Source organism: Streptomyces sp. NPDC107528 (assembly GCF_055639295.1).
This window is the reverse complement of the sequence record NZ_JBVKAV010000011.1, coordinates 176,970-199,827: the sequence shown is the minus strand read 5'-3', so window position 1 is coordinate 199,827 and position 22,858 is coordinate 176,970. Positions and strand designations below refer to the sequence as shown.

Below are 22,858 nucleotides of genomic sequence, written 5' to 3'. Positions count from 1 at the left end.
CGGCGGCCCACGTCGACCCCCGAATCGGTCTCCGTCAGGACGACTTCCGCACGCTCGCCGAATTTTCGGATTCACAGGTCGCCCGCTCGGGGGCGACAGAGGCGACCGGCACACAAGGAAATGAAAGCGGTACGGGCCACTAACAAAATATGCCGACTCCGTTACGACCACCGAAAGTTGCTGTGGCGGGAAACCCTCCCCATGTCAATGGAGGCCTGTCATCGCCGAGGTAATCTGACGGCGACTCACGCCAGAGGGAGACTCGTTGTGTCCACGTTCGTTGTGTTCGACCTTGAGTTCACGTCATGGCCGGGGGCACTTGAGCAGGACTGGGGCGCGACCGGTCAGCTTCGCGAGATCGTGCAGATCGGTGCGCTGCGCCTGCGCGAGGACTGTTCCGTCGTCGAGGAGTTCGAGGCGTTGGTGCAGCCCATGGCCAACCCCCGGCTTTCCGCGTACTTCACTGATCTCACCGGCATCGACCAGGACACGCTGGATCGAGAGGCGATTTCTCCGTCAGAGGCACTGGGCGAGTTCCTGGGGTTCTGCCGGGGCGAGTCGGTGCTCTCCTACGGGAACGACATGGTGGTTCTCGGGGAGAACGTGGGCTGGGCGCGAGCGCGAGGCGAAGAGGTCAAGAATGGGTACCTCGCTGCCCATTTCCTGAATATCCGACCGTGGCTGAATATTCTCGCGCCGGAGACGACGACGGTCAACGTGGGACGCCTGTGGCAGGTGCTCGGTCTCCCGAAGCCCGCAGCCGGTGAAGAGCACTCCGCACTTTTCGACTGCTATTCCTTCGCCGCCGCCCTTGAACACCTGTGCAGCACCGGCGCCGCCCTGCCCGACGGGTGTCTGCGGCGTCCTTACAACGGCTAGCCGCGATCGTTCAGGAGTCCTGAGTCCCGGGGGGAGGCGGCCGGCCGGTGTGTCTGCTCGATTCGAGGGCCAAACGGAAAAGGCAAGGAGAGATGTCTCCTTGCCACTCTCAACTTATAGCGCGCCGGGGGGCTTGCCGCAAGACCCGGGTCAGGGCGCAGAATCGTCGGCCGATGCCACAACCTGCGGAAACGGGGGCACGGCGTGCGTGTGTTGTTGTCGACGGCAAAGTTGGTAGCGAAGTGATTGAGCAGTACGTGTTGGATCTGCACGAGGTCGACGAGACGCAGGTCGCGGTCGTCGGCGGCAAGGGTGCGCATCTGGGCGGGCTGTCGCGGATCGAGGGCATCAGTGTGCCGGGTGGCTTCTGCGTGACGACGGACGCCTTCCGGCGGATCATGGCGGAAGCGCCGTCGGTCGACGGTCTGATCGAGCAGTTGTCGCGCCTGGACCCGGACGACCGGGAGGCGATCCGCACGCTCAGCGCGCAGATTCGTCGGACCGTCGAAGGGATCGCCATCCCGGGCGATCTCGCGGCGGCGATCACCCGGGCGCTCGGCCGGCTCGGGGAGCACGCCGCCTACGCCGTCCGGTCCAGCGCGACAGCGGAGGACCTGCCGACGGCCTCCTTCGCCGGCCAGCAGGACACGTACCTGAATGTCGTAGGGCCGGCGGCGATCCTCCAGCACGTCAGCCGGTGCTGGGCCTCTCTGTTCACCGAGCGGGCCGTGACCTACCGCCAGCGGAACGGCATCGACCACCGTACGGTCCTCATGGCCGTGGTCGTGCAGCGGATGGTCTTCCCGCATGCGGCCGGCATCCTGTTCACGGCCGACCCCGTAACGGGCAACCGGAAGGTCGCCACCGTGGACGCCGGCTTCGGCCTCGGCGAGGCTCTGGTCTCCGGCCTGGTGAACCCGGACGTCTTCAAGGTGCGGCACGGCGAAGTCGTCGCCAAGGCGATCGCCGCCAAGCAGCGTGCCGTTCACGCCCTGCCGGCCGGCGGTACGCAGGAAGTGGCGATCGACACGCAGCGGCAGGCGCAGCCGGCGCTGACGGATGAGCAGGTCGTGCGGCTCGTGGAGCTCGGCCGGCGGATCGAGGCGCACTTCGGCCGCCCGCAGGACATCGAATGGTGCCTGGCCGATGACGACTTCCAGATCGTTCAGAGCCGGCCGATCACGACGCTGTTCCCCATCCCGACGACCGACGACCAGGAGAATCACGTCTATGTCTCCGTCGGCCACGGGCAGATGATGACCGACCCCATGAAGCCCCTGGGGCTCTCCATGTGGCAGTTGACGGCCATGGTGCCGATGCGCGAGGCCGGCGGGAGGCTGTTCGTCGACGTCACCCGGCGCCTTGCCGCGCCCGCGAGCCGCGCCGCCCTCCTGGACGCGATGGGTAAGGGCGATCCGCTGATCAGGGACGCTCTGGAGACGGTCCTCGACCGCGACGGCTTCGTCCCGTCGGTCCCGGACGCGGATCCCGGCCGGCCGCCGGCCGGCGGTGCACCCGCTCCGAAGGGGACCGACCCGGACCCGGCCATCGTCACCGAGCTGATCGAGCGCAGCCAGGAGTCCGTCGCCGCTCTGGAGCGCGACATCCGGACGAAGACCGGACCGGCGCTGTTCGACTTCCTGGTGGAGGCGTTCGAGGAGCACAAGCGCGTCCTCGGTGATCCGCTGAACATCCGGGCGATCATGGCGGGGATGGAGGCCACGTGGTGGCTCAACGACAAGCTGCGGGAGTGGCTGGGCGAGAAGAACGCGGCTGACACGCTCACGCTGTCCGCCCCCGACAACGTCACGTCGGAGATGGGACTGGCCCTGCTCGACGTCGCCGATGTGATCCGCCCGCATGCGGAGGTGGTGGCGTTCCTGCAGGGTGTCGAGGACGACGGCTTCCTGGACGAGTTGGCGAAGCCGGCGGGCGGGACCGAAGCGCGCGACGCCATCGAGGCCTACCTCGACCGGTACGGCATGCGCTGCGTCGGCGAGATCGACATCACGAGGCCGAGGTGGCGCGAGCGCCCCAGCACGCTCGTGCCCGTGATCCTCGACCATGTCAGGAACTTCGAGCCGGGCGCCGCCGAACGGCGCTTCGAGCAGGGGCGGCAGAAGGCGCAGAAGAAGGAACAGGACGTACTGTCACGCCTGCGGGCGCTGCCGGACGGGGACGGGAAGGCCGACGAGGCCAAGCGGATGATCGACCGGGTCCGGGCCTTCATCGGATACCGGGAGTACCCCAAGTACGACATCATCAGCCGCTACTTCGTCTACAAGCAGGCCCTGTTGGCGGAGGCCGAGCGCCTCGTGGCGGCCGGCGTGCTTCCTGAGAAGGAGGACATCTTCTACCTCACGTTCCAGGAACTCCACGACGTCGTGCGCTCGCACCAGGTGGATGGCCCGCTCATCCAGCAGCGCAAGGACGCGTTCCGGTCGTACCACGCGCTCACACCGCCCCGGGTGCTCACATCGGATGGTGAGGCCGTCACCGGTGCGTACCGGCGCGACGGCGTGCCGGCCGGCGCCCTGGTCGGCGTGCCGGTGTCCGCCGGGACCGTCGAGGGGAGGGCCCGCGTCGTCCTGGACATGGCGGACGCCGATCTCGAAGCGGGCGACATCCTGGTCACGCCGTTCACGGACCCCAGCTGGTCGCCGCTGTTCGTCGGCATCGCGGGCCTGGTGACGGAGGTGGGCGGCCTGATGACCCATGGCGCGGTCATCGCCCGCGAGTACGGCCTGCCGGCCGTCGTGGGCGTGGAGCAGGCCACCCGGCTGATCCGGGACGGGCAGCGGATCCGCGTGCACGGAACCGACGGGTACGTCGAGATCCTTTCTCCGTCACCGGCCGGACCACGCCCTTCGTGAAGGCCCGAGGCTAGAGCACCGCTTCGAGGATCCCCACGATCTCCCCCTCCGTCGGCTGCCGCGGTGCGTTGCGGGTCACCGCGTCGGCCAGGGCGCCGGAGGCGATCGGGCGCAGCATGTCCGGGCGGACGCCGAGGTCGCGCAGGGGCTGCTTGATGTCGAGCGCGCCGGAGATCTCGCGTACGGCGTCGATCGCGGCGCGGGCCCAGTCGCCGTCGACGGGCGGGGGAAGGCGTAGCGCGCGGGCGGTCTGCTCGTAGGCGTCCCGGGCCGCCGGGGCGCTGAACTCCAGGACCTCCTCCAGGACGGCGGCGAGGGCGATGCCGTGCGGGGTGCCGGTGTGGGCGGTGAGGGCGTGGCCGATGCCATGGACCAGGCCCAGGCCGGAGATGGTCAGCGCCTGGCCCGCCAGGTGGGCGCCGAGCATCAGCTGGGCGCGGGCCTCCAGGTCCGAGCCGTCGCGGTGGGCGGCCGGCAGCCAGCGGCCGACCATGGCCACCGCCTGGGTGGCGTACGCCGCCGAGACCGGGTTGGCGCTTCGCGAGGCCAGCGACTCGATGCCGTGGACCAGGGCGTCGATGCCGGTCGCGGCCGTGATCCGGGCCGGCAGGCCGAGGGTCAGCTCCGGGTCGAGGAGCGCGATCCGGGGCTTGACCGAGGGGTGGCCGATGTACACCTTGCGGCAGGCGGCGGCGTCCTCGATGACGCCGAAGCCGTTGGTCTCCGCGCCCGTGCCCGAGGTGGTGGGGATCGCGATCAGCGGCAGGCCGTCGAGCGCATCCCACAGCGCGTCCGCGTCGGCGGCCGCAGCGTCGGTGTTACCGACCAGGAGCGAGATGCCCTTGGCCGCGTCGAGGACGGAGCCCCCGCCGAGGGCGACGACGACCGACGGACCGAAGGCGCGCGCCCGGGCGGCGCCCTCGTCGACGTTGCCGGTGGACGGGTTGGCGCCGACGCCGTCGTACACGCCGTGCTCCACGCCCCCCCTGTCCAGGACCTTGAGCACCTGGTCAACGATGCCGGCGGCCCGCAGACCCCGGTCGGTGACGACGAACGCGCGGCTCATGCCGAGGGAGGAGACGAGCTCCGGGAGGTGTGCGATGCGGCCGGGGCCGAACTCGATGCGGCAGGTCGGGTCGATGGTCAGCTGGTCGGTGCGGGACTCGCCCATGGCGTTCGGCTCCTGAAGACGCGGCGGGACGTGCGGTGCTCGGAAGGAGAGGGACGGTACTCAGAGGGGAGAGGGAAGGGGGACCGTGCCCCGCCGAGCCGGGATGTTGACCGGCCCGGCGGGACGCGAACGGATCCAGCGGATCACACAGAGCTCAGCGCCGCGTCGTCGCGGGCGGCGGCCGGGTTCGGGAGGCGGAAGTCCGCTCCGGCCAGGGCCTCGTAGAGGCGGACGGGGCTCATCTCGCCGGCCAGGTCTCCGTGGTGCGCCTTGGCGCGGCGGAAGATCTGCTCCACGAGCGCGGACAGTTCCGTGGAGACGCCGACGTCGCGGCCGAGGTCGATGGCGAGTCCGAGGTCCTTGCAGGCGAGGGCCATGGCGAAGGAGTCGTCGTAGTCGCCGTCGGCGAGGACGCACAGGATGTCGTTCTCGAGGAAGTTCGAGGCGGCCGGGCTGGCGAGCAGCGAACTGCGCAGCACGCCGAGGTCCACGCCCGCCTTCACGCCCATGGCCAGCACCTCGGACGTGGCGACGAGGTGGCTGAACCACAGCAGGTTGATCATCAGCTTGACCGTGTAGCCGGCGCCGAGCGGGCCGACGTGGAGCACCTTGTCGGGGTCGCCCATGGCTTCGAGCACCGGCAGGCACATGCGGAAGTCGTCCGCGGTCCCGCCGACGAAGATCTGCAGCCGCCCGGCTTCGGCGCCGCGTGCCATGCCGCTGACGGGGGCGTCAAGGCGGCGTACGCCGCGTCGGTCGAGCACCTCGGCGGCGACCCGGTCGGCGGCGGCCGGCGTGGAGGTCGACATGTCGATCCACAGGGCGCCTTCGGGCAGCGCCTCGGCGGCGCCGCCGCGCAGCAGCACGTCCTCGACGATGCGCGGATTCGGCAGCATCGTGACGAGCAGTTCGGCATCGGCGGCGCATGCCGCCGGGGTGTCGGCCCAGCGCGCACCGAGCGCCATGTGCTCGGCGGCGGCCTCGGGCCGGGTGTCGTGCACGGTGACCAGGTGGCCCGCGTGGATCAGGTGGCGGGCCATGTGGCTTCCCATGTTGCCCAGTCCGATGAAACCGATCCTCATCGTTGTCCTCGCTACAGCTCTGTAGGGGTGTGCAGGTGAAAAGTGTGCAGGTGACGGGGTGGAGTGAGGTGGCGGCCCGGTCAGGCCAGGTTGATCCAGGTCGTCTTGAGTGCCGTGTACGCGTCCAGCGCGTGCAGGGACTTGTCGCGTCCCGCGCCGGTGGCCTTGAAGCCGCCGAAGGGGGTGATGACGTCGCTGGCGTCGAAGGTGTTGATCCAGACCGTGCCGGCCCGCAGTCGCTTGGCGGTGCGGTGGGCGACCGTGACGTCCCGGGTCCAGACGGAGGCGACGAGCCCGAAGTCGCTCTGGTTCGCGAGCCGTACGCCCTCGTCTGTGTCACCGTCGTACGACACGACGGCGAGGACCGGGCCGAAGATCTCCTCCTGGCCGACGGCGGACGTGTTCGCCACGCCGTCGAGCACGGTCGGCTCGACGAAGGTGCCGCCGGTCTCGGTGAGGGTGCGTCCCCCGCCGAGGAGTACCTGCGCCCCGTCCGTCCTGCCGCGCTCGATGTAGCCGAGGATCTTGGCCAGTTGGGCCTCGTCGACGATGGGCCCCATGACGGTGGCGGGGTCGAGCGGGTCCCCGACGCGGAAGGTGCCGGCGGTGATCCGCTGGACGGCGTCCAGGAGTTGGTCCTTCACCGACGCGTGGACCACGACGCGGGAGCCCGCGTTGCAGGTCTGCCCCGCGTTGTAGAAGATCCCCCATGCCACGGCGGACGCGGCGGCCTCGATGTCGGCGTCGGCCAGCACGAGCTGCGGCGACTTGCCGCCCGCCTCCACGGCGACCTGCTTGCCGTTGGACTCGCCCGCGTACACCTGGAACAGCCGGGCGACCTCGGCCGAGCCGGTGAAGGCGATCTTGTCGACCTCGGGGTGCCGGCCGAGGGCCTGCCCCGCGACCTCGCCCCGCCCGGGGATCACGTTGAACACGCCGTCGGGCAGCCCGGCCTCGGTGGCCAGTGACGCCAGCCGCAGGGCTGCGAGGGAGGTCTGCTCGGCGGGCTTGAGGACGAGGCTGTTGCCGGTGGCGAGCGCCGGTGCCAGCTTCCAACTGGCGATCAGCAGCGCGTAGTTCCACGGCACGACCGCGCCGACGACACCCAGCGGCTCCCGTGTGATCAGCGCCAGCGCGTCGCCAGCAGTCGGGGCCACCTCGTCGTACGTCTTGTCGATGGCCTCGGCGTACCAGGCGATGGTCTCGGCGGCCTTGTCCACGTCGATGCGCACCGACTCGGTGATGGGCTTGCCCATCTCCAGGGTGTCCAGCAGCGCCAGTTCCTCGGCGTTCGCCCGGATCAGGTCGGCCCAGCGCAGCAGGACACTCTTGCGTTCCCTCGGCGCCAGGTCGCGCCAGCGGCCGTCCTCGAAGGCGGCGCGTGCGGACCGTACCGCACGGTCGACGTCGTCAATGCCGGCGGCCTGGACTTCCGCGAGCACGGCGCCGTCGCGTGGCGAGACGCTGGTGAAGCTGTCGCCGGAGGTGGCGTCGGTGAAGGCGCCGTCGATGAAGGGGCGTGTCTCGAAGGTGAGCTTGCTCGCCGCAGTCAGCCACTCGTCGTGCGAACGCTTGAGCAACTCGTCGATCGTGTAAGTCACTTGATCCTCCAGCGGTCGATCGCGTCCTCGTCCAGCTCGACGCCGAGGCCGGGCCTGTCCGGGATTTCGAGGTCGCCCTCGGCGTTCACGCGGACGGGCTCGGCGAGCATGAAGTCGCGGCGCTCGGGGGTCCAGCCGGGCGGGTCGTAGGGGAACTCGAAGAAGGGCCCGCCGCCGACGCCCGCCGCGACGTGCAGGTTGGCGAGCACGCCGATGCCGTTGGTCCAGCTGTGCGGGGTGAACTGACGGTGCTTCAGCTGCGCCAGCTCGGCCAGCGTGCGGGCGCGGTGCATGCCGATCGCGAGCACCACGTCCATCTGGTAGATGTCGAGGGCGTCCTCTTCGAGGTAGCGCAGCAGCTCGCTGGGCGAGTGGTGCATCTCGCCGGCGGCGATGCGGACGCCCGGGTTCTCGGCGCGCAGCCGCTTGAAGCCGTTCAGGTCCGCGTACGGCAGTGGCTCCTCGACCCAGAACACGTCGAGCTCGGCGAGGCGGGCGATGGTCTTGCGGGTCCCCGCGAGGTCGGAGGCGTTCGCCGTGTCGCCGGCCATCCGCCAGGACTGGTTGAGGTCGACCATGATCTCGAAGTCGGCCCCGAGTTCCTCGCGCACGGCACGCACCGCCGCTACGCCCTCGTCGATCCGGTTGCGGTCGATACGGATCTTCATGGCGCGGAAGCCGGCCTCGCGCACCTTCAGGGCCGTGGCGACACGCTCCTCGGGTGACTTGAGCTCGCCCGAGGAGGCGTATGCGGGCAGTCGCTTCGCCGCGTTGCCGAAGAGCTCCGACACCGGGCGGCCGTGCACCTTGCCGATGATGTCCCACAGGGCCGCTTCCAAGGGCCAGTAGTGGGCGCCGTGGAAGTTGGCGGTCTCGATCGCCTTGACGTGCCGGGTGATGTCGAGGGGGTCCTCGCCGACGAACAGGTGCTTGTATGTCTCGAAGCCGTCCATCAGGTCGCCGGAGCCGATACCGGTGATGCCCTCGTCGGTGTGGACGCGGACGATCGTGGCGTCGAAGTGCCGGCGCGGCTCGGGGTCCCAGGCGGCGCGGAACGGCGGGTCCAGTTCGAGGCGCAGCCGGTCCAGGGTGATGTCTGTGATCTTCATCGGGCGAGCACCTCGGCGGTCGGCGTGTAGAACGGGTTCGTCGGCCCCTGCTCGGCGGCAGCCTGTACGTCGGAGACGGTGGGGGTTCCGGTCACGGCGGCCCGTATCGCGTCGTGGGCGGCGGCGCGCTGGTTGCGGAAGGACTCGTCCAGGTCGTCGACCGCGGGGTTGATCCACATCGCGGCGATGATCAGCAGATCGTCGGCCTCCTCTGCGGGGATCAGCCCTGCGTCGACCGCGTCCGAGATCCCCTGCGCCAGCCCGGCCTGGGCGGAACCCCAGGTGGCACGCTGGTGCAGCTCGCCCTCCGCGGCGGCCTTGGCCACGAACAGGGTCAGCGGCTTCACGGGGACGGACGGCCGTACGACCGTCATGAACGGGACGTGCCCGGCGCTCGGTGTGGCCAGTGCCGTCGCCCAGGCGGTCTCGACGGGGCCGCCCTTGCGTCCGATCACGACGTTCGTGTGGGCGGCATTGGCGCCCTCACCGACGAAGGACTCGCCGATGAGCGCGGTCGGGGCAAAGGGCGAAGGCATGGGATCTCCTGGATCTCCGGGAGCGGGGAGCTGTGGCGGGCCGGTGGACCCGGCGAGTGAGCGCAAAGCTCGCATACCTCGCAGTTCATCCGGCTCGATGCGGCGAATCTAGGTCGGCCGCCATCCCCTCGCAAGGCGGTCGCGGGAATCGAAATGCCGGTTGCTCTCCTGACAACTTCCTCCCTGACCTGGAGGTTCCTCGGGCTGCGTGCCCGCATACGATGACCTGCGTGACCGACTCTTCCTCGGCTTCCCGCGGACATGGCCTGCGCCGCGACATCGACCTGCTGGAGGCGCTCGCGTCCGACGAGGCGCAGAACGCCGGCGGGCTCGGCGTCGTACGCCTCGCACAGCTGGTGGGCCGCGAGAAGACGCAGGTCTCCAGGGCCCTGAAGGCGCTCGCCGCCGAGGGCATCGTCGAGCGTGACCCCGACACCCTGGAGTACCGGCTGGGCTGGCGGCTGTTCTCCCTGGTGGCCCGCACTTCCGAGAGCCGCCTGGTGCGGGTGGCCGAGCCGGTCATGCACACCCTGTCGGCCGACCTGGAGGAGACCAGCCACCTGTGTGTGCTCAGCGAGCGTGAGGTCCTCACCCTGCTGTCGGTCTCCGGGCACTCCTTCCGCGTCCACGGCTGGGAGGGGCGCGGGGTGCCCGCCTGGCGGCTGTCCGCGGGGCGCGTCCTGCTCGCCGACGCGACACCGGACGAGCTGTACGTCCGCTTCGGCACGACCGGTGAAATGCCGGTGCAGGAGCTGTGGGCCCTCATCCAGGACGCCAGACGGCTGGGTTACGCGCGGGTGAGCGAGGAGTTCGAGGAGGGCCTGGTCGGGGTGTCGGCACCGGTGCGCGACTTCCGCGGCCGGGTGGTCGCGGCCATCAACATCTCCGCCCCCAAGTCCCGGCTCGGCGACCGCCTCGACGTGGCGGGGCGTACGACGGCTCGGGCGGCGGGGCGGGTGTCGTCGCTGCTGGGCTGGGAACCCCGGCGCACGCCCCAGCTGCGCGCCCGCCTGACCTGACGGCTCCACCGCTGTCACCGCTGCCCGTGCTCCCGCGCAGGACGACCGGTGAGCGAGTTGCCCTCACAGCAACCACGGTTGCGATCCGCCGAGGTTGTCTTGTCGGCCCCATGACGCCCTCGTAAATTCACCGCGCATCGGACGAGCCCCCGTCCGGAACGGAGAAAAGAGCAGCTCATGAACCTCGCCGGCATCGACCTCCTGGCCAAGGCCCCGCTCGCCGAAGGCGATGTGTTCCTCGGCGGCCGCTGGCTCCCGGCCGCCGACGGACGGACCTACCCCGTCCACGACCCGGCCACCGGCGACCTGGTCCGCGAGGTCTCCTCGGCGGGACCCGAGGATGCCCGCGCGGCGATCGATGCGGCCCGGTCGGCGGCGGCCGGCTGGCGTACGACACCGCCCCGGCGCCGATCGGAGATCCTGCACGCCGCCTTCGCGCTGATGCGCGAGCACTCGGACACCCTCGCCCGGCTCATCGTGCTGGAGAACGGCAAGGCGTACCGTGACGCGGCGGGCGAAGTCGCCTACGCCGCCGAGTTCTTCCGCTGGTTCGCCGAGGAAGCGGTCCGGATCGGCTCCTCCTTCGCGGACGCACCGGCAGGCGGCTTCCGGCATGTCGTACGCAAGCACCCCGTTGGCGTCACCGCCTTCGTGACGCCCTGGAACTTCCCCGCCGCCATGGCCACCCGGAAGATCGCCCCGGCGCTCGCGGCGGGCTGCCCCGTCCTGCTCAAGCCCGCGCCGGAGACCCCGCTCACCGCCCTCGCCATCGCCGCCCTCCTGGCTGAAGCCGGCCTGCCCGACGGGCTGTTGAACGTCCTGCCGACCGACCGTGCCCCCGAGGTGGTCTCGGCCTGGCTCGGCGACGAGCGGGTCCGCAAGTTCTCGTTCACGGGCTCCACCGCCACCGGCAGGCTGCTCCTGGAGCAGGCTGCGGCGAACGTCGTCAACGTGACCATGGAGCTGGGTGGCAACGCCCCCTTCGTCGTGTGCGAGGACGCCGACATCGACGCGGCGGTGAGCGGCGCGATGGACGCCAAGATGCGCGGCGGCGGCGAAGTCTGCATCGCCGCCAACCGGTTCTACGTCCACGAGTCGGTCGCCGCCGAGTTCACCGAGAAGTTCGGCGCCGCCATGGCCGCCGTACGGACGGGCCCCGGCATGGAGGACGGCGTCACCCTCGGCCCCATGATCAACCGGACCGCCGTCGACAAGATCCGCGCGCTCGTCGACGACGCCCTCAGGCGCGGCGCGAAGATCGCGGCGCAGGGCACTACGCCCGACGGGCCCGGCCACTTCCACCCGGCGACCGTCCTCGTCGACGTGCCCGACGACGCCCGCATCCTGCACGAGGAGGTCTTCGGACCGGTGGCGCCCCTCACCACATTCACCGACGAGGACGAGATGCTGGCGCGCGCCAACGCGACGGTGCACGGTCTCGCCTCGTACGTCTACTCCCGCGACGTCGGCCGCGCGCTGCGGATCGCCGAACGCCTCGAGGCGGGCATGGTCGGCGTCAACCGCGGCCTGCTGTCCGACCCCGCGGCCCCGTTCGGCGGTGTCAAGCAGTCCGGTCTCGGCCGGGAAGGCGGCCGCGAGGGCATCGAGGCCTTCCTGGAGACGCAGTACATCGCTCTCGACTGGCCGCTCTGATCACGGCACTCCCCCGCTCCCCCTCCTGCCCTCCCCCTCGGCTCACGCCGCTCAGGACAAGGACCGCCCATGGCAATGACGCCTGCGACCCAGAAACAGCCCAGCACCCCGGCAGTTCCCGACTTCACGCGTGAACGCCGCCGTCTGCACACCAAGTTGAAGCTCGCCACTCAGATCGGGCAGGGCATCGACGGCTACATCATCGGCGGCATCGGCATGGCGATGGCCGCGCTCACCGCCGACCTCCACCTCTCGCCGCTCATGCAGGGACTGGTCGGGGCTTCCCCGCTGATCGGCATCTTCATCGGCGGCCCCCTCTTCGGACGGCTCGCGGACCGGTTCGGCCGGCGCCCCGTGTTCCTCGTCGACATGCTGATCTTCCTGGTCGGTTCGGTCCTGCAGTTCTTCGTCGCCGACGGACTCCAACTCTTCCTGATCCGCCTGCTGATGGGCGTCGCGATCGGCGGCGAGTACGCGATCGGCGCACCGCTGCTGTCCGAGTACGCGCCTCGCCAGGGCCGCGGCCGACTGCTGGCCAGCCTGGAGATCAGCTGGTACGTCGGCTACGCGCTGGCGACGGTCGTCGGCGCCCTCTTCGCCGAGGTCGACGGCGGCTGGCGCTGGTCCCTGGCCAGCAGCGCGGTCATCGCCGTGGTGTGCGTGGCACTGCGCGGCGGCATACCGGAGTCGGCACGCTGGCTGCTGAGCAAGGGACGCCGCGAGGAAGCGGAGGCGTTGATCGAGAAGTACGGCATCGAGGTCGACGTCGACGCCGAACTCGAGGAGCGTGACGCGCCCGCGAAGGAGGGGTTCGGTGCGCTGTTCCATCGCCGGCACCTGCGCAGCACGGTGTTCGCGAGCGTCTTCTGGGCTGCACTGGTGCTGCCGTACTTCGCCATCGGCACGTTCTGGACCCAGGTCTTCGAGGCCCTCAACATGGGCGACAACGCGGTCGCGGCGCTGCTCGTCTACTCCTTCACCGCTGTCGCCGGTGTGACGGCGGGCTGCCTCGTCGTCGACCGGATAGGCCGGCGCAGGCTGCTCATCCCGCCGTTCTGGATCACCGCCGGCTGTCTGGCCCTGGTCGCGTTGTGGCCGACATCGACGCCGGTCATCGTCGGCGGGTTCCTGTTCTTCATCTTCCTCAACGCCGCTTCGAGCGCACTGACCGCCGTCTATCCGCTGGAGGTCTTCCCGACCGCCCTGCGCACCACGGGCGTCGGTTTCGCCACGGCGATGAGCCGGGTGGGCGCGGCCATCGGCACCTTCCTGCTGCCGATGGGACTGGAGCGGTTCGGGGCGGAGTTCGTGCTCCTCATCGGTGCGGGTGTGCTGGCCGTCGGTGGTCTGGTCTCGCAGTTCCTGGCCCCGGAGACGACCGACATGGACCTCGCGCGGGCGGCACGCAAAGCACGCGGGGCATAGCCACCGCACACCACAGTGCACGGCCCCGCGGGCGATCGCCTGCGGGGCCGTGCACTGTCGAGCGTCACGCGTAGGCATCGAAGGGAATCCCGGAGGGCTTCGCGTAGTTGAGAGCCCACTGGAAGTCGCCGTCGTCGATCTTGATCGTGGCCGGGCCGAAGTCGGCGCTCATGAGCTTGCCGCGGTACCCGGCCGGATAGCCCTCCCAGCCCACCAAGCGCGGGAAGAACCAGGTGCCGGTGGCGTTCTCCGCCGGTTCGTCGTTGGTGTCGGCGAACCGGAAGCAGTGACTGGAGACGCCGTCCTTGTGGTACACGATCTTCGGGTGGGTGCCGTCGAAGCGGATCGCCGAACGGGCCGCCGGCTGGTAGGTGTTGTGCTGTGACACCGACACGTACTCGGCCTGGTTGTCGCTGATCCACACGATGACGTGTTCCCAGTCGTGGGTGTGCCCGAGGGCCGCCGGACCGAGGGTGATCTGGTCCTTCTCGAAGTAGCTCGCGTACATCACCGCGCACCAGCCGTTGTTGCACTTCGCGCGCGAGTAGGTGTTGGCGTTCGCCAGCTGCGCGTAGTCGTGGCAGTTGCCGTTGACGTCGCCGCCGAGCTTGAGACCCGGGTTGAGGGTCCCGTCGGCGCCGATGGCGGCCGTGGCGTAGCAGCCGTCGCCGTCGTAGTCGTAGGCCGGGGAGAACGTCTGCTCCAGACCGTCGGCGTTCTGCGGCAGCAGGGTCAGGACGTTGGCGTGGGCGCTCGCCGGGAGGGCCACGACGAGCGTCATCGCGCCGAGGGCGCCGAGGGCGACCTTGGCAAGGGATCTCAGCTTGCGCATCACGGCTCCCGGCTCAGCAGTAGAGGTTGCCGCCCGGTGTGACGCCGAGGGTCGAGGTGAACCGGTTGTAGGCGTCGACGCGGCTCTGGACCTGCGCCGGGTTCTTGCCGTCGCACTCCAGGGAGCCGTTGATGCTGCGGATCGTCTGGCCGAAGCCGGCCTGGTTCACCATGGCGTTGTGGGGGGTCATGGTGCCGGGGCCGGACTGGGTGTTCCAGTACCACAGGCCGGTCTTCCAGGCGACGGCCGACTCGTTCTGCACCCGCCAGGGGTTGTTCAGCAGATCGATGCCGAGCGCGTCACCGGCGGCCTTGTAGTTGAAGTTCCAGCTGAGCTGGATGGGACCGCGGCCGTAGTAGGCGTCCTGGCCCGCGGGACAGCCGTACGGCCGGCTCCGGTCGCAGTAGTGGGGGTAGTTGGCGGTGTTCTGCTCCACGACGTGGACGAGGCCGCCGGTCTCGTGGTTGACGTTGGCGAGGAACGCGGCGGCCTCCTGCTTCTTCACCGTGTCGCTGCCGGTGTTGGCGAAGCCCGGGTAGGCGCTGAGCGCGGCGGTCAGGCCGCTGTACGTGTAGAACGAATTCCGGTTCGGGAACATCTGGTTGAACTGCGACTCACTCACGACGAACCCGGACGGGTTGCCGCCGCCACCGCTCGCCGGCGCGTTCCACTTCTGGTTGGGGGCGCCGGTGCAGCTCCAGATCTGCAGCCGGGTGCCGTTGGCGCTGTTGTTCTCCCGGACGTCGAGGCACTTGTTCGCAGCCGGATTCACGATGTCGCGGGCCGCGGTGACCACCCACTGCTGGTTGGCGCCACCCGAGCAGTCCCACAGCTGGACCGCCGCGCCGTCCGCGGTACCGCGGTCGACGACGTCGAGGCACTTGCCGAGCGCGCGCAGGGTTCCGTCCCCCTGGTTGGCCCAGATCTGGGCGCCCGTTCCGTTGCAGTCGTAGAGCTGTACGGCGGTGCCGTTGGCGTTGCTTGCGCCCGCCACGTCGACGCACTTGCCGGCGAGTCCGGTGATCGTGCCGTCGGCCGCCTGGGCGGGCGTCACGGTGAACAGCGTGGTGAGAACGGCGGAGAGTACGGCGAAGACCGCGAACCGGCCGACGGGACCGCGTCTGGTACCGGACTGTCTGTGGTGGGGAAGAGGCATGGTCGAGGACGCTCCTTCGGTGCGCTGAGGGGCCAAGAGCCGGCGGGGGCGGCTGGATCAGCCGGTGTAGCCGGCGAACACGCGGGTGAAGTCCCAATCGGACTGGTTCACGCCGGAGCAGCTGTCGGCGGGGCCGCCGGTGCACGGGCGGTCGCGGTTGGCCGACCAGAAGGTCAGCCGCGCCAGGTGGTGTTGCTGGGCGTAGGCGAGCATGGTGCGGAAGTCGTTGACCGTGACGGTCTCGTTCTGGTCGGTGATGCCGTTCATGGACGAGATGCCCATGGACCGGTAGGCCTGGTCGTCGGTGTAGCCGTACGCGCTCTTCAGCGAGTTCTTCAGGCCCTCGGCCGCCTGCACGGAGAGGTTGCCCATGTTCTGACCGGCGCCCTCGAAGTTGAACGGCATGATGGTCCAGCCGTCCACGGTCAGCGCCGAGTTCGCCGCCCGGTTGATCAGGCTCGTGTCGGGGCCGTTCTGGCCGGTGCCGATGGTGACGTAGACCTTCAGGCCGGAGTTGTTGGCCTTGACGGTCTTCAGGGCGTCGACGGTGCGCTGTTGCACGGTCGGGTTGCTGTAGGCCTCGGCTTCGATGTCGATGTCGATGGCCTTGAGCCCGTAGGTGCTGATGACCTTCTGGTAGGCGGCGGCCAGCTCGCTCGCGGTGGAGCAGGAACTCTCCAGCTTGTTGCCGCTCCAGCCGCCGAAGGACGGGATGACGTCACCGCCGTTCGCCCGCACGGTGTTGATCGTCTGCTGGTCGACTCCGCCGGTCAGCGCACGGCCGCCGTCCCACTGGGGGTTGCAGTAGCCGTTGCTGAGGACGAAGGCGAGGGTGAAGTACTTGACGCCGGTGGCGTTGGTGACGGTGGTGGGGTTCGGCGGGCTTCCCCAGCCGTTGTAGAGGTAGGGCGCCACGGCCATCGGCGCGGAGGGGTTGGTGCCGTCGCCGGGGGCGGGTGCGTTCCACTTCTGGTTGGCGCCGCCGCCGCAGCTCCAGATCTGGATGCGGGTGCCGTTGGCGGCGTTGTTGCCGGTGACGTCCAGGCACTTGTTCGCGTGCGGGTTGACGATGTCACGTGCGGACGAGACCGACCACTTCTGATTGGCGGCGCCGGTACAGCTCCACAGCTGCACCTTGGCCCCGTCCGCGGTGGAACTTCCGGTGATGTCAAGGCACTTGCCGAGGGCGCGAAGGGTGCCATCGCTGCCGACCGTCCACTGCTGGGCCGCGGTGCCGTTGCAGTCGTAGAGCTGTACGGCGGTGCCGTTGGCGGAGTTGGCTCCGGCGACGTCGAGGCACTTGCCGGCGAGGCCGGTGACGGTGCCGGTGGCGGCCTGCGCGGGCGACGCGGTGAGCAGGCCGGTGGCGAGGCAGAGCACGGTGAGTGAGCAGGCTGCGGGGAGAGATCTGGGCATACGCGCGGAGCCCTTCGTGGGGGGTGTGAACAACCGATGCGCATTCACCTCGTGAACGGTGAGTGCGTCGCACGGTGCCTGGCTGACCCGTGAACCTAAAGGTATGGACCATTTTCGTCAAGACATGAAGTAAGCCGTGAGAGAAGCAACTTGGAGCCACCGATCGGCCGCCTCCGCACCTCCCCACAGGCAGCTGACAGGATGCACGCATGGCGAACACCCAGCCGATCACCTATGCGCGGATTGCCGAGGTCCTCACCGATCTCGGCATGATCACCGACGAGCAGGCCCGGACAGTCCTGGACGAGGCCTCCGACTACGCGACCGAGCCGATGGAACGACGCCACGAAGTCGCCGACGCCCTCGAAGGCTTCGGCGTGGCCGTGTCCATCCACTCCGACGACGTCGACTTCGCCGACGAGCACTACCAATGGCTCCTCAACGAGGCCGCAGCCCTCACCGGCGGCAGCGTCGCCGTCTCCAACTACCGCTTCGACAAGAGCGACCCGGACGACGAGGACTGCGGCCTGGGAACGATGCACTTCGAATGCAACGGCCGGCCTCTCTCCTTCGGCATCGAGCAGGAGTCGAACGACTATCTCGACATGGGAGCGGCGCAGGCGGCCATCGAAGCGCTCAGCCCACCCGACGACCCTCGGGAGTTCCGCTGCGTCGAGCAGGAAGGCGCGGACCTCGGCGACGACTACATGGTCCTGGCCACAGCCGAACAGCGGGGCGGCCTCCTACGACACCTGGGCATCGTGTTCGAAGCCCCCTTGCGCTGAAGCCGACCGCGATCTCGAAGGGTCACCGCATGGCACCTGGACCTGGCCACCCTGCCGATTCCGCCGAGCCCGGCCCCGCCGCTCATGTCACCGGCGGGGAGGCCGCCGCAGTCCGCCGCTTCTGGAGCCGGCTCGGTCTTCCCGGACTGGTCGACGTCCACACGCACTTCATGCCCGAACGCGTCCTGCGCAAGGTGTGGGACTACTTCGACGCCCTGGGGCCGCTGACCGGCGGAGTCGAATGGCCGATCACGTACCGCAAGGAGGAGGCCGAACGAACCACCGTCCTCCGTGAGTTCGGCGTAGGTGCCTTCACCGCGATGCTCTACCCGCACAAGCCCGGCATGGCCCGGTGGCTGAACGGCTGGGCGGCCGACTTCGCCCGCCGCACCCCCGACTGTCTGCACACCGCGACCCTTCACCCCGAACCGGGCGTCGAAGCCTACGTCCGCGATGCCGTCGAGGCGGGTGCGCGCGTCTTCAAGGCGCACGTGCAGGTGGGTGCGTACGATCCGGCCGACGAACTGCTCGAGCCGGCGTGGGGGCTGCTCGCCGAAGCGCGCATTCCGATCGTGATCCACTGCGGCTCCGGGCCGGCGCCCGGGAAACACACCGGGCCCGGCCCGATCGCACGGGTTCTGGCACGGCACCCCCGGCTGCGGCTGATCATCGCGCACCTCGGGATGCCCGAGTACGAGGAGTTCCTCGGCCTCGCCGAGCAGTACGAGGAGGTGCGGCTGGACACGACGATGGCGTTCACCGACTTCGCCGAACAGCTCACGCCGTTCCCGCACCGTGCCCTCCCCCGGCTGGCCGGCCTCGGCGACCGCATCCTGCTCGGCTCCGACTTCCCGAACATCCCCTACCCGTACATCCACCAACTCCAGGCTCTGGAGCGGCTGGGACTCGGAGACGCGTGGCTGCGAGCCGTGTGCCACGACAACGCGGCACAGCTCTTCGGACTGGAACTGCCCGCGGGGCTGCGGCGTCCGAACCTGACATGAGGGAAGAGATCAAGGGCCTCGCCGGTTTCCTTGTGGCCGGTGTGGGTGCCGTGGCGGCGCTGCTGGCCTGGGCCCCACTGGCACGGGTCAATGTGGAAGGCGGCTTCGAGGGGCTCCACAGGGACCTCAGTGTCCTCTACATCGACCTGCCGCTGGTCGCCGCGGGCGGCGCCCTGGTGCCGCTCACCTTCTGGCTGCTCACCTTGCGCCGGTTCCACCGCCCGTGGCTCGCCGCCGCGGCCGCCGTCGCCGCGGCCGCCCTGGGGATCTGGGCCCTTACCAGTTGGTGGGCCCCCTATCAGGCGCCCGAGTTCGCCCACTGAAGGTGGTATGGGGTCGGGGCGCCTCCGGCACTCGGGGGGTCCACTGCGAGCTACAACCTTCAGCCCTGCTCAGCGGTCCCACCCGTAGCAATGCCCGCCGCTGTCACCGCTGCGTGATGGACCGTGCGGCCACGGCGACAGCCGGCGCGCGCACCATGGTGGCCGCGCCTGCGACAACCGTGTCCGCCGCCCTGCGTCGCCGGTTCACAGCGAGGCGGTCTCCGAGGCGGTCGTCCACGCGAAGCCGTCCGGGTCGGTGAAGGCCCCGGCGTCGCTGCCGATCGCGAGCCGGTGCGATCCCGTGCCGTCGGGCGAAACGCCGGCGACCTTGGCCAGACCACGGCGCTTGTAGAGGCCCAGCTTGACCGGGCCCGAGCCGCTGGCGAACTCGACGTACTTGCCACCGAAGCTCTTCGCGACGGCGAGGCCGTGATCGACGTAGAACTGCTTGCTGGCCTTCACGTCCTCGACGCCGAGCAGGAGCACGATCTCGTCGATCTCCCGGGTGGCCGGGCCGGTGTCCTTCTTCGACGACGACGCGATCTGCCAGACCGTCCCGTCCGGAGCCTGTACGACGCCCCCGTAACCCCAGAGCGACTTGGCGGCGGGCTTCAGCGTCGTGGCGCCGGCTGCCACGGCGGCGTCGACGAGGGCGTTGACGTTGCCCGGCTGGGACACCACCAGCGACAGCGTGAATCCGCGGAAACCGGTCGTCGGTGCCTCGGATGCCTCCAGGCGTACCTGGCTGCCGAGCCCGAAGGCGGTGGCGTAGAAGCTCCTGGCGGCGGCGGTGTCGGCCACCTCGAGGGTGACGAATTCGATGGAAGTCATGGGTATGACGCTAGTCAGGGCCGGCCATCGGCGCTTCTCGATTCCTGACCGGAACGAAAGCCGAGCGCTTGGTCAGTACTCGTTGCGGCGCCGCAGCCCGAACGGACGGCCGTCCGGGTCGACGAGCAGGCGGTGCAGAGGCGCGTAGAGCGTCTTGGCCGTGCGGGAGAGGTTCGGCCGACGATAGGTACGCAGACGCCCGGGAGGTCTGGGGCCGTGCCGTCCGTTGTCGTGCCAGGCATCCAGCGCGGCGGCGCTCGCGGCGAAGGCGTCGAAGGCCTTCAGGGGATCGCAGAGCGCGTCGGGCGCGTCCGGAACCCTTGGTGCTTCCACATCCAGGTGCTCGCGCATGAGTTCCAGGCGCAGATCCCTGGCAAAGGTGCGCGCGCCGTCCCCGAGACCGCCGGGGTCGCATGGCTCGCGCGGGTCCGGGCTCTCGTCCAGGACGGCACAGGTGAGTTCCGAGTCGTGGGTCCAGGAGCGGAGGTTGATGTTGTCGGATCCGACCGAGGCCCACACGTCGTCGAGCACACACACCTTGGCGTGCACGTACACCGGCGTCCCGGCGTGGTTCTCCAGCCCGTACACCGCGACGCGCCCGCCGCCGGCCCGGCGCAGCCTGTCCAGGGCCGTGATCCGGCCGATCAGGTTCATCGGCAGGGTGAGCCGGCCGTCCTGCTCGGGGACGCTGGGGATGACCGCGATCAGGCGCAGGCCGGGGTGGGCGTCGAGTGCCTCGGCGAAACATTCCACGACGTGCGGAGACCACAGGTACTGGTCCTCCAGGTAGATCAGGGTCCGGGCCCTGCGCAGCGCCTTGCGGTAGCCGCGCGCGATGCTGCGCTCGCCGTCCGGGGCGAAGTCGTAGCCGCGCAGCAGCCGGTTGGGGTAGGTGCGCAGGGCCTGGACGATGTGCGTGCCGCAGGGCGGCGGGTCGGGGGCCTGGGCCGGCAGCGTGTCGGCACGGGTGTCCTCGTCGTGAGCGAGCTCGCGCAGGCGGACGAGCGGGCTGCGGGTGAGGGGCGCGGGGTCTTCCCAGCGTTCGCGGAAGCCTGCCTCGATGTCGCCGACGGCCGGTCCGCGTATCGCGAGCTGGATGTCGTGCCACGCCGGACGCGGTCCGTATGCGGCGGCGATGCGCATTGACTGGGGGTCTCCGCGGTGCGCTGCGTCGTCGTTGCGGTTGTGGCACAGGTCGATACCGCCGACGAACGCGACGTCGTGATCCGGTCGGCCGGGATGCCGGAGCACGACGAGCTTCTGGTGGTGCGAGCCGCCGGGGCGTACTCGCATGTCGAGCAGGCACTCGCCGCCGCCCGCTTCGATCGCGTCGCCGAGGTGCCGGTTCTCGGCCTCGCTGAACTGGAAACGGTCCAGGTGGGAGCGCCAGAGCAGCCCCTTGACGATCACTCCTCGGTGGGCCGCCTCGGCCAGGACGGCACCGATTTCGCTGCCGGGTCCGTCGAGGCGCTCGTCGGGGTCGCCGCGCCAGTCGGTGAACAGGAGCAGGTCTCCCGCACGCTGCGCACGGATCGCGCTGAGGAGCGCCGGGAAGTACGACGCGCCGTGGACGAGCGGCCGCACCAGGTTGCCGTACGACCACGCCTGCCGGCCCGACCGACGGCTGTCCAGGCGTGTGGCGCTGTTGCCGCGCTCGGCCGAGGTCAGCAACCAGTTGCTCAGTTCCACAGCCGAAGCCTCCCGATGACACGTCGGGTACCCCGTTCGCGCCCCCTCATCCAGCGCTCCGAGAGCCGTCAGCTCTTCGCGACGGGGTGGTAGCGCAGGTTCACTTCTGCGGTTCGGTCGCTGCCGTTGAGCAGTTCGAGCCGAATGGGCACGCCCCCGGGGTTGTCGAAGAATCGGACCCCGTCGCCGAGCAGCACAGGCGCGATGTGCAGGTCGATCTCGTCGACCAGTCCGCGTTCGAGGAGTTGCCGCCCGATCGTGGGCGAGAAGACCTCGAGGTTCTTGCCGCCCGCGGCCTCCAGCCCGATCCGCACCGCCTCGGCCACGTCGCAGCTCAGGAATGTCACGCCCTCGGCCTGCTTGGCGTCCTCAGGATGGTGCGTCAGGACGAAGAGCGGCCCCTGCCACGCCCCGCCGTAGATGGCGCCGGGCTCGGGGTAGGCATCCCAGCCCTGCCGACCGCCCAGCACGGCGCCGGTCGTCTCGACGTACTCCTCGATGATGCCGGGCCGGGACGAGATGCCCGTCAGCCAGTCCATCGAATGCTCCGGCCCTGCCACGAACCCGTCCAGCGACATGGAGAAGTGCAACAGCACCTTCCCCGCGGCCGTCTGTGGTTCCGTGTCCGGCAGGGCCCTGGGGAACGTGTCGTCGGGGCTGTGGGGAGTCTCCGCGGTGGCCATGATCGGTTCCTCTCGTCGGGGGTCCTCGTACATGTCGACCGCTCCCGCCGCAGAAATTCATCGCCAGCAGTTCATCGCCGAAAATGCATCACCGGAGAACCAACGTCACGACAGACCGGCCGACGGCGCGTCCGGAAGGCTCTGGCGCAGCCGTTGGGCGTCCCGGAAGAGGCGGTTCGTGTGGCCGGCGAGCACGCCGCCCAGCAGCAGTTCGGGACTGTAGAAGGACCGCGCGGCGGCGGCCACCTCCCGTGCCGACAGATCAATCTGAATGATCTCGGTCCGGCGGATCTCGTCGATGGAGCTGCCCCACACGACACGCCGCAGATTCGCCCACGCCATCGCGCTCATGCACATCGAGCAGGGCTCGCCCGTGGTGTAGAGGGTGGTGTCGGACCAGCCCTGGTTGCCGTGGCGCTCCACGTAGTCATTCATGGCGACCACCTCGCCGTGCAGCAGCGGGCTCTCCGCCCCGGTGTTGACCCCGCTCCCCCGGACCTCGCCGGTGCGGTTGTCCACGATCACCGCGCCGAACGGCCACTCGGGGTTCCTCCGAGCCTCCTCGATGGCCCGCCACATGAACTGCTCGTGACGGGTGCCAGTGGCGGTGCCGGTGCCGGTTCGCAGATCCGTCGCCGCGTTCGTACCGGGCCTGAAGTCCGGGGCGGCGTTGCTCTCTTGCACCGCATGCCGAGGGAGTGCGATGGGGGCCGCAACTCCCGTCACCACGGCTGCGAACCTACCGAGGAACCGACGCCTGCCCGAGTCCATACGCTGCTCCTTGCCCGCCA

The 22,858-nt window shown here is 69.8% G+C and carries 20 protein-coding genes; 8 read left to right on the top strand and 12 right to left on the bottom strand.

Translation table 11 applies throughout. The features are described 5' to 3' along the window. Positions 1-267: 267 nt before the first annotated feature. Both ACZ7L5_RS32285 and rph read left to right on the top strand, forming a co-directional pair. On the top strand, positions 268-879 hold the full coding sequence (locus tag ACZ7L5_RS32285; RefSeq protein WP_471521176.1) for a 3'-5' exonuclease: 612 nt from the start codon (positions 268-270) through the stop codon (positions 877-879). Positions 880-1,121: 242 nt separating this feature from the next. Next, a complete protein-coding gene (gene rph, locus ACZ7L5_RS32280) occupies positions 1,122-3,752 on the top strand; it encodes a rifamycin-inactivating phosphotransferase (protein ID WP_471521175.1) in 2,631 nt (876 codons plus the stop codon). A 10-nt stretch (positions 3,753-3,762) separates the two neighbouring features. Here the strand turns inward: rph and ACZ7L5_RS32275 are convergent, their stop codons facing one another. The 5 genes from ACZ7L5_RS32275 to fae all read right to left on the bottom strand — a co-directional run bounded on the left by ACZ7L5_RS32275 (position 3,763) and on the right by fae (position 9,251). Continuing rightward, positions 3,763-4,923: an iron-containing alcohol dehydrogenase family protein gene (locus tag ACZ7L5_RS32275; protein WP_471521174.1), complete on the bottom strand. Its 1,161-nt coding sequence runs from the start codon at positions 4,921-4,923 to the stop codon at positions 3,763-3,765. Positions 4,924-5,066: 143 nt separating this feature from the next. Then, positions 5,067-6,005, bottom strand: coding sequence for an NAD(P)-dependent oxidoreductase (locus ACZ7L5_RS32270; RefSeq protein WP_471521173.1), 939 nt, complete (start codon positions 6,003-6,005; stop codon positions 5,067-5,069). An 80-nt stretch (positions 6,006-6,085) separates the two neighbouring features. Beyond that, positions 6,086-7,606 (bottom strand): aldehyde dehydrogenase, encoded by a 1,521-nt coding sequence (locus ACZ7L5_RS32265; protein WP_471521171.1) that lies wholly within the window; start codon positions 7,604-7,606, stop codon positions 6,086-6,088. Beyond that, positions 7,603-8,715 carry a mandelate racemase/muconate lactonizing enzyme family protein gene (locus ACZ7L5_RS32260; RefSeq protein WP_471521169.1) on the bottom strand — a complete coding sequence of 371 codons (1,113 nt, stop codon included), beginning with the start codon at positions 8,713-8,715 and terminating at the stop codon, positions 7,603-7,605. The genes ACZ7L5_RS32265 and ACZ7L5_RS32260 overlap by 4 nt, the downstream gene beginning before the upstream one ends. Continuing rightward, positions 8,712-9,251 (bottom strand): formaldehyde-activating enzyme, encoded by a 540-nt coding sequence (gene fae, locus ACZ7L5_RS32255; protein ID WP_471521167.1) that lies wholly within the window; start codon positions 9,249-9,251, stop codon positions 8,712-8,714. The genes ACZ7L5_RS32260 and fae overlap by 4 nt, the downstream gene beginning before the upstream one ends. A gap of 221 nt (positions 9,252-9,472) precedes the next feature. Here fae and ACZ7L5_RS32250 point away from each other — a divergent pair, with 221 nt between their 5' ends. The 3 genes from ACZ7L5_RS32250 (at position 9,473) to ACZ7L5_RS32240 (ending at position 13,348) form a co-directional block, all read left to right on the top strand. Further along, complete coding sequence (locus ACZ7L5_RS32250; protein WP_328883997.1) at positions 9,473-10,270, top strand: IclR family transcriptional regulator; 798 nt, start codon at positions 9,473-9,475, stop codon at positions 10,268-10,270. 177 nt (positions 10,271-10,447) lie between these two features. Continuing rightward, positions 10,448-11,923: an NAD-dependent succinate-semialdehyde dehydrogenase gene (locus ACZ7L5_RS32245; protein WP_471521165.1), complete on the top strand. Its 1,476-nt coding sequence runs from the start codon at positions 10,448-10,450 to the stop codon at positions 11,921-11,923. 69 nt (positions 11,924-11,992) lie between these two features. After that, complete coding sequence (locus ACZ7L5_RS32240) at positions 11,993-13,348, top strand: MFS transporter (protein WP_471521163.1); 1,356 nt, start codon at positions 11,993-11,995, stop codon at positions 13,346-13,348. Positions 13,349-13,412: 64 nt separating this feature from the next. Here the strand turns inward: ACZ7L5_RS32240 and ACZ7L5_RS32235 are convergent, their stop codons facing one another. Genes ACZ7L5_RS32235 through ACZ7L5_RS32225 form a run of 3 tightly spaced genes read right to left on the bottom strand, consistent with a single transcriptional unit; the run spans position 13,413 to position 16,752 of the window. Beyond that, on the bottom strand, positions 13,413-14,180 hold the full coding sequence (locus ACZ7L5_RS32235) for an NPP1 family protein (protein WP_471521161.1): 768 nt from the start codon (positions 14,178-14,180) through the stop codon (positions 13,413-13,415). A gap of 13 nt (positions 14,181-14,193) precedes the next feature. Next, a complete protein-coding gene (locus ACZ7L5_RS32230) occupies positions 14,194-15,336 on the bottom strand; it encodes a glycoside hydrolase family 19 protein (RefSeq protein WP_471521159.1) in 1,143 nt (380 codons plus the stop codon). Positions 15,337-15,393: 57 nt separating this feature from the next. Continuing rightward, positions 15,394-16,752 (bottom strand): lectin, encoded by a 1,359-nt coding sequence (locus ACZ7L5_RS32225; RefSeq protein WP_471521156.1) that lies wholly within the window; start codon positions 16,750-16,752, stop codon positions 15,394-15,396. A gap of 209 nt (positions 16,753-16,961) precedes the next feature. Between ACZ7L5_RS32225 and ACZ7L5_RS32220 the strand changes: the two genes are divergently transcribed. Genes ACZ7L5_RS32220 through ACZ7L5_RS32210 form a run of 3 tightly spaced genes read left to right on the top strand, consistent with a single transcriptional unit; the run spans position 16,962 to position 18,864 of the window. Continuing rightward, the gene (locus ACZ7L5_RS32220) at positions 16,962-17,537 is read left to right on the top strand and encodes a hypothetical protein (protein WP_471521155.1); all 576 of its coding nucleotides are present in this window, start codon (positions 16,962-16,964) and stop codon (positions 17,535-17,537) included. A 29-nt stretch (positions 17,538-17,566) separates the two neighbouring features. After that, positions 17,567-18,541 carry an amidohydrolase family protein gene (locus ACZ7L5_RS32215; RefSeq protein WP_471521153.1) on the top strand — a complete coding sequence of 325 codons (975 nt, stop codon included), beginning with the start codon at positions 17,567-17,569 and terminating at the stop codon, positions 18,539-18,541. Then, positions 18,538-18,864 carry a hypothetical protein gene (locus ACZ7L5_RS32210; protein ID WP_471521151.1) on the top strand — a complete coding sequence of 109 codons (327 nt, stop codon included), beginning with the start codon at positions 18,538-18,540 and terminating at the stop codon, positions 18,862-18,864. Before ACZ7L5_RS32215 ends, ACZ7L5_RS32210 begins: the two co-directional genes overlap by 4 nt. A 204-nt stretch (positions 18,865-19,068) precedes the next feature. Here ACZ7L5_RS32210 and ACZ7L5_RS32205 read toward each other — a convergent pair whose 3' ends face one another. From ACZ7L5_RS32205 to ACZ7L5_RS32190, 4 genes are all read right to left on the bottom strand, one after another. Continuing rightward, on the bottom strand, positions 19,069-19,695 hold the full coding sequence (locus ACZ7L5_RS32205; RefSeq protein WP_471521149.1) for a glyoxalase: 627 nt from the start codon (positions 19,693-19,695) through the stop codon (positions 19,069-19,071). 72 nt (positions 19,696-19,767) lie between these two features. After that, complete coding sequence (locus ACZ7L5_RS32200; protein WP_471521147.1) at positions 19,768-21,384, bottom strand: phospholipase D family protein; 1,617 nt, start codon at positions 21,382-21,384, stop codon at positions 19,768-19,770. A gap of 68 nt (positions 21,385-21,452) precedes the next feature. Then, positions 21,453-22,067, bottom strand: a complete 615-nt coding sequence (locus ACZ7L5_RS32195) for a dihydrofolate reductase family protein (protein ID WP_383243664.1) — start codon at positions 22,065-22,067, stop codon at positions 21,453-21,455. 105 nt (positions 22,068-22,172) lie between these two features. Further along, complete coding sequence (locus ACZ7L5_RS32190) at positions 22,173-22,838, bottom strand: nucleoside deaminase (RefSeq protein ID WP_471521145.1); 666 nt, start codon at positions 22,836-22,838, stop codon at positions 22,173-22,175. Between the last annotated feature and the right edge of the window lie 20 nt (positions 22,839-22,858).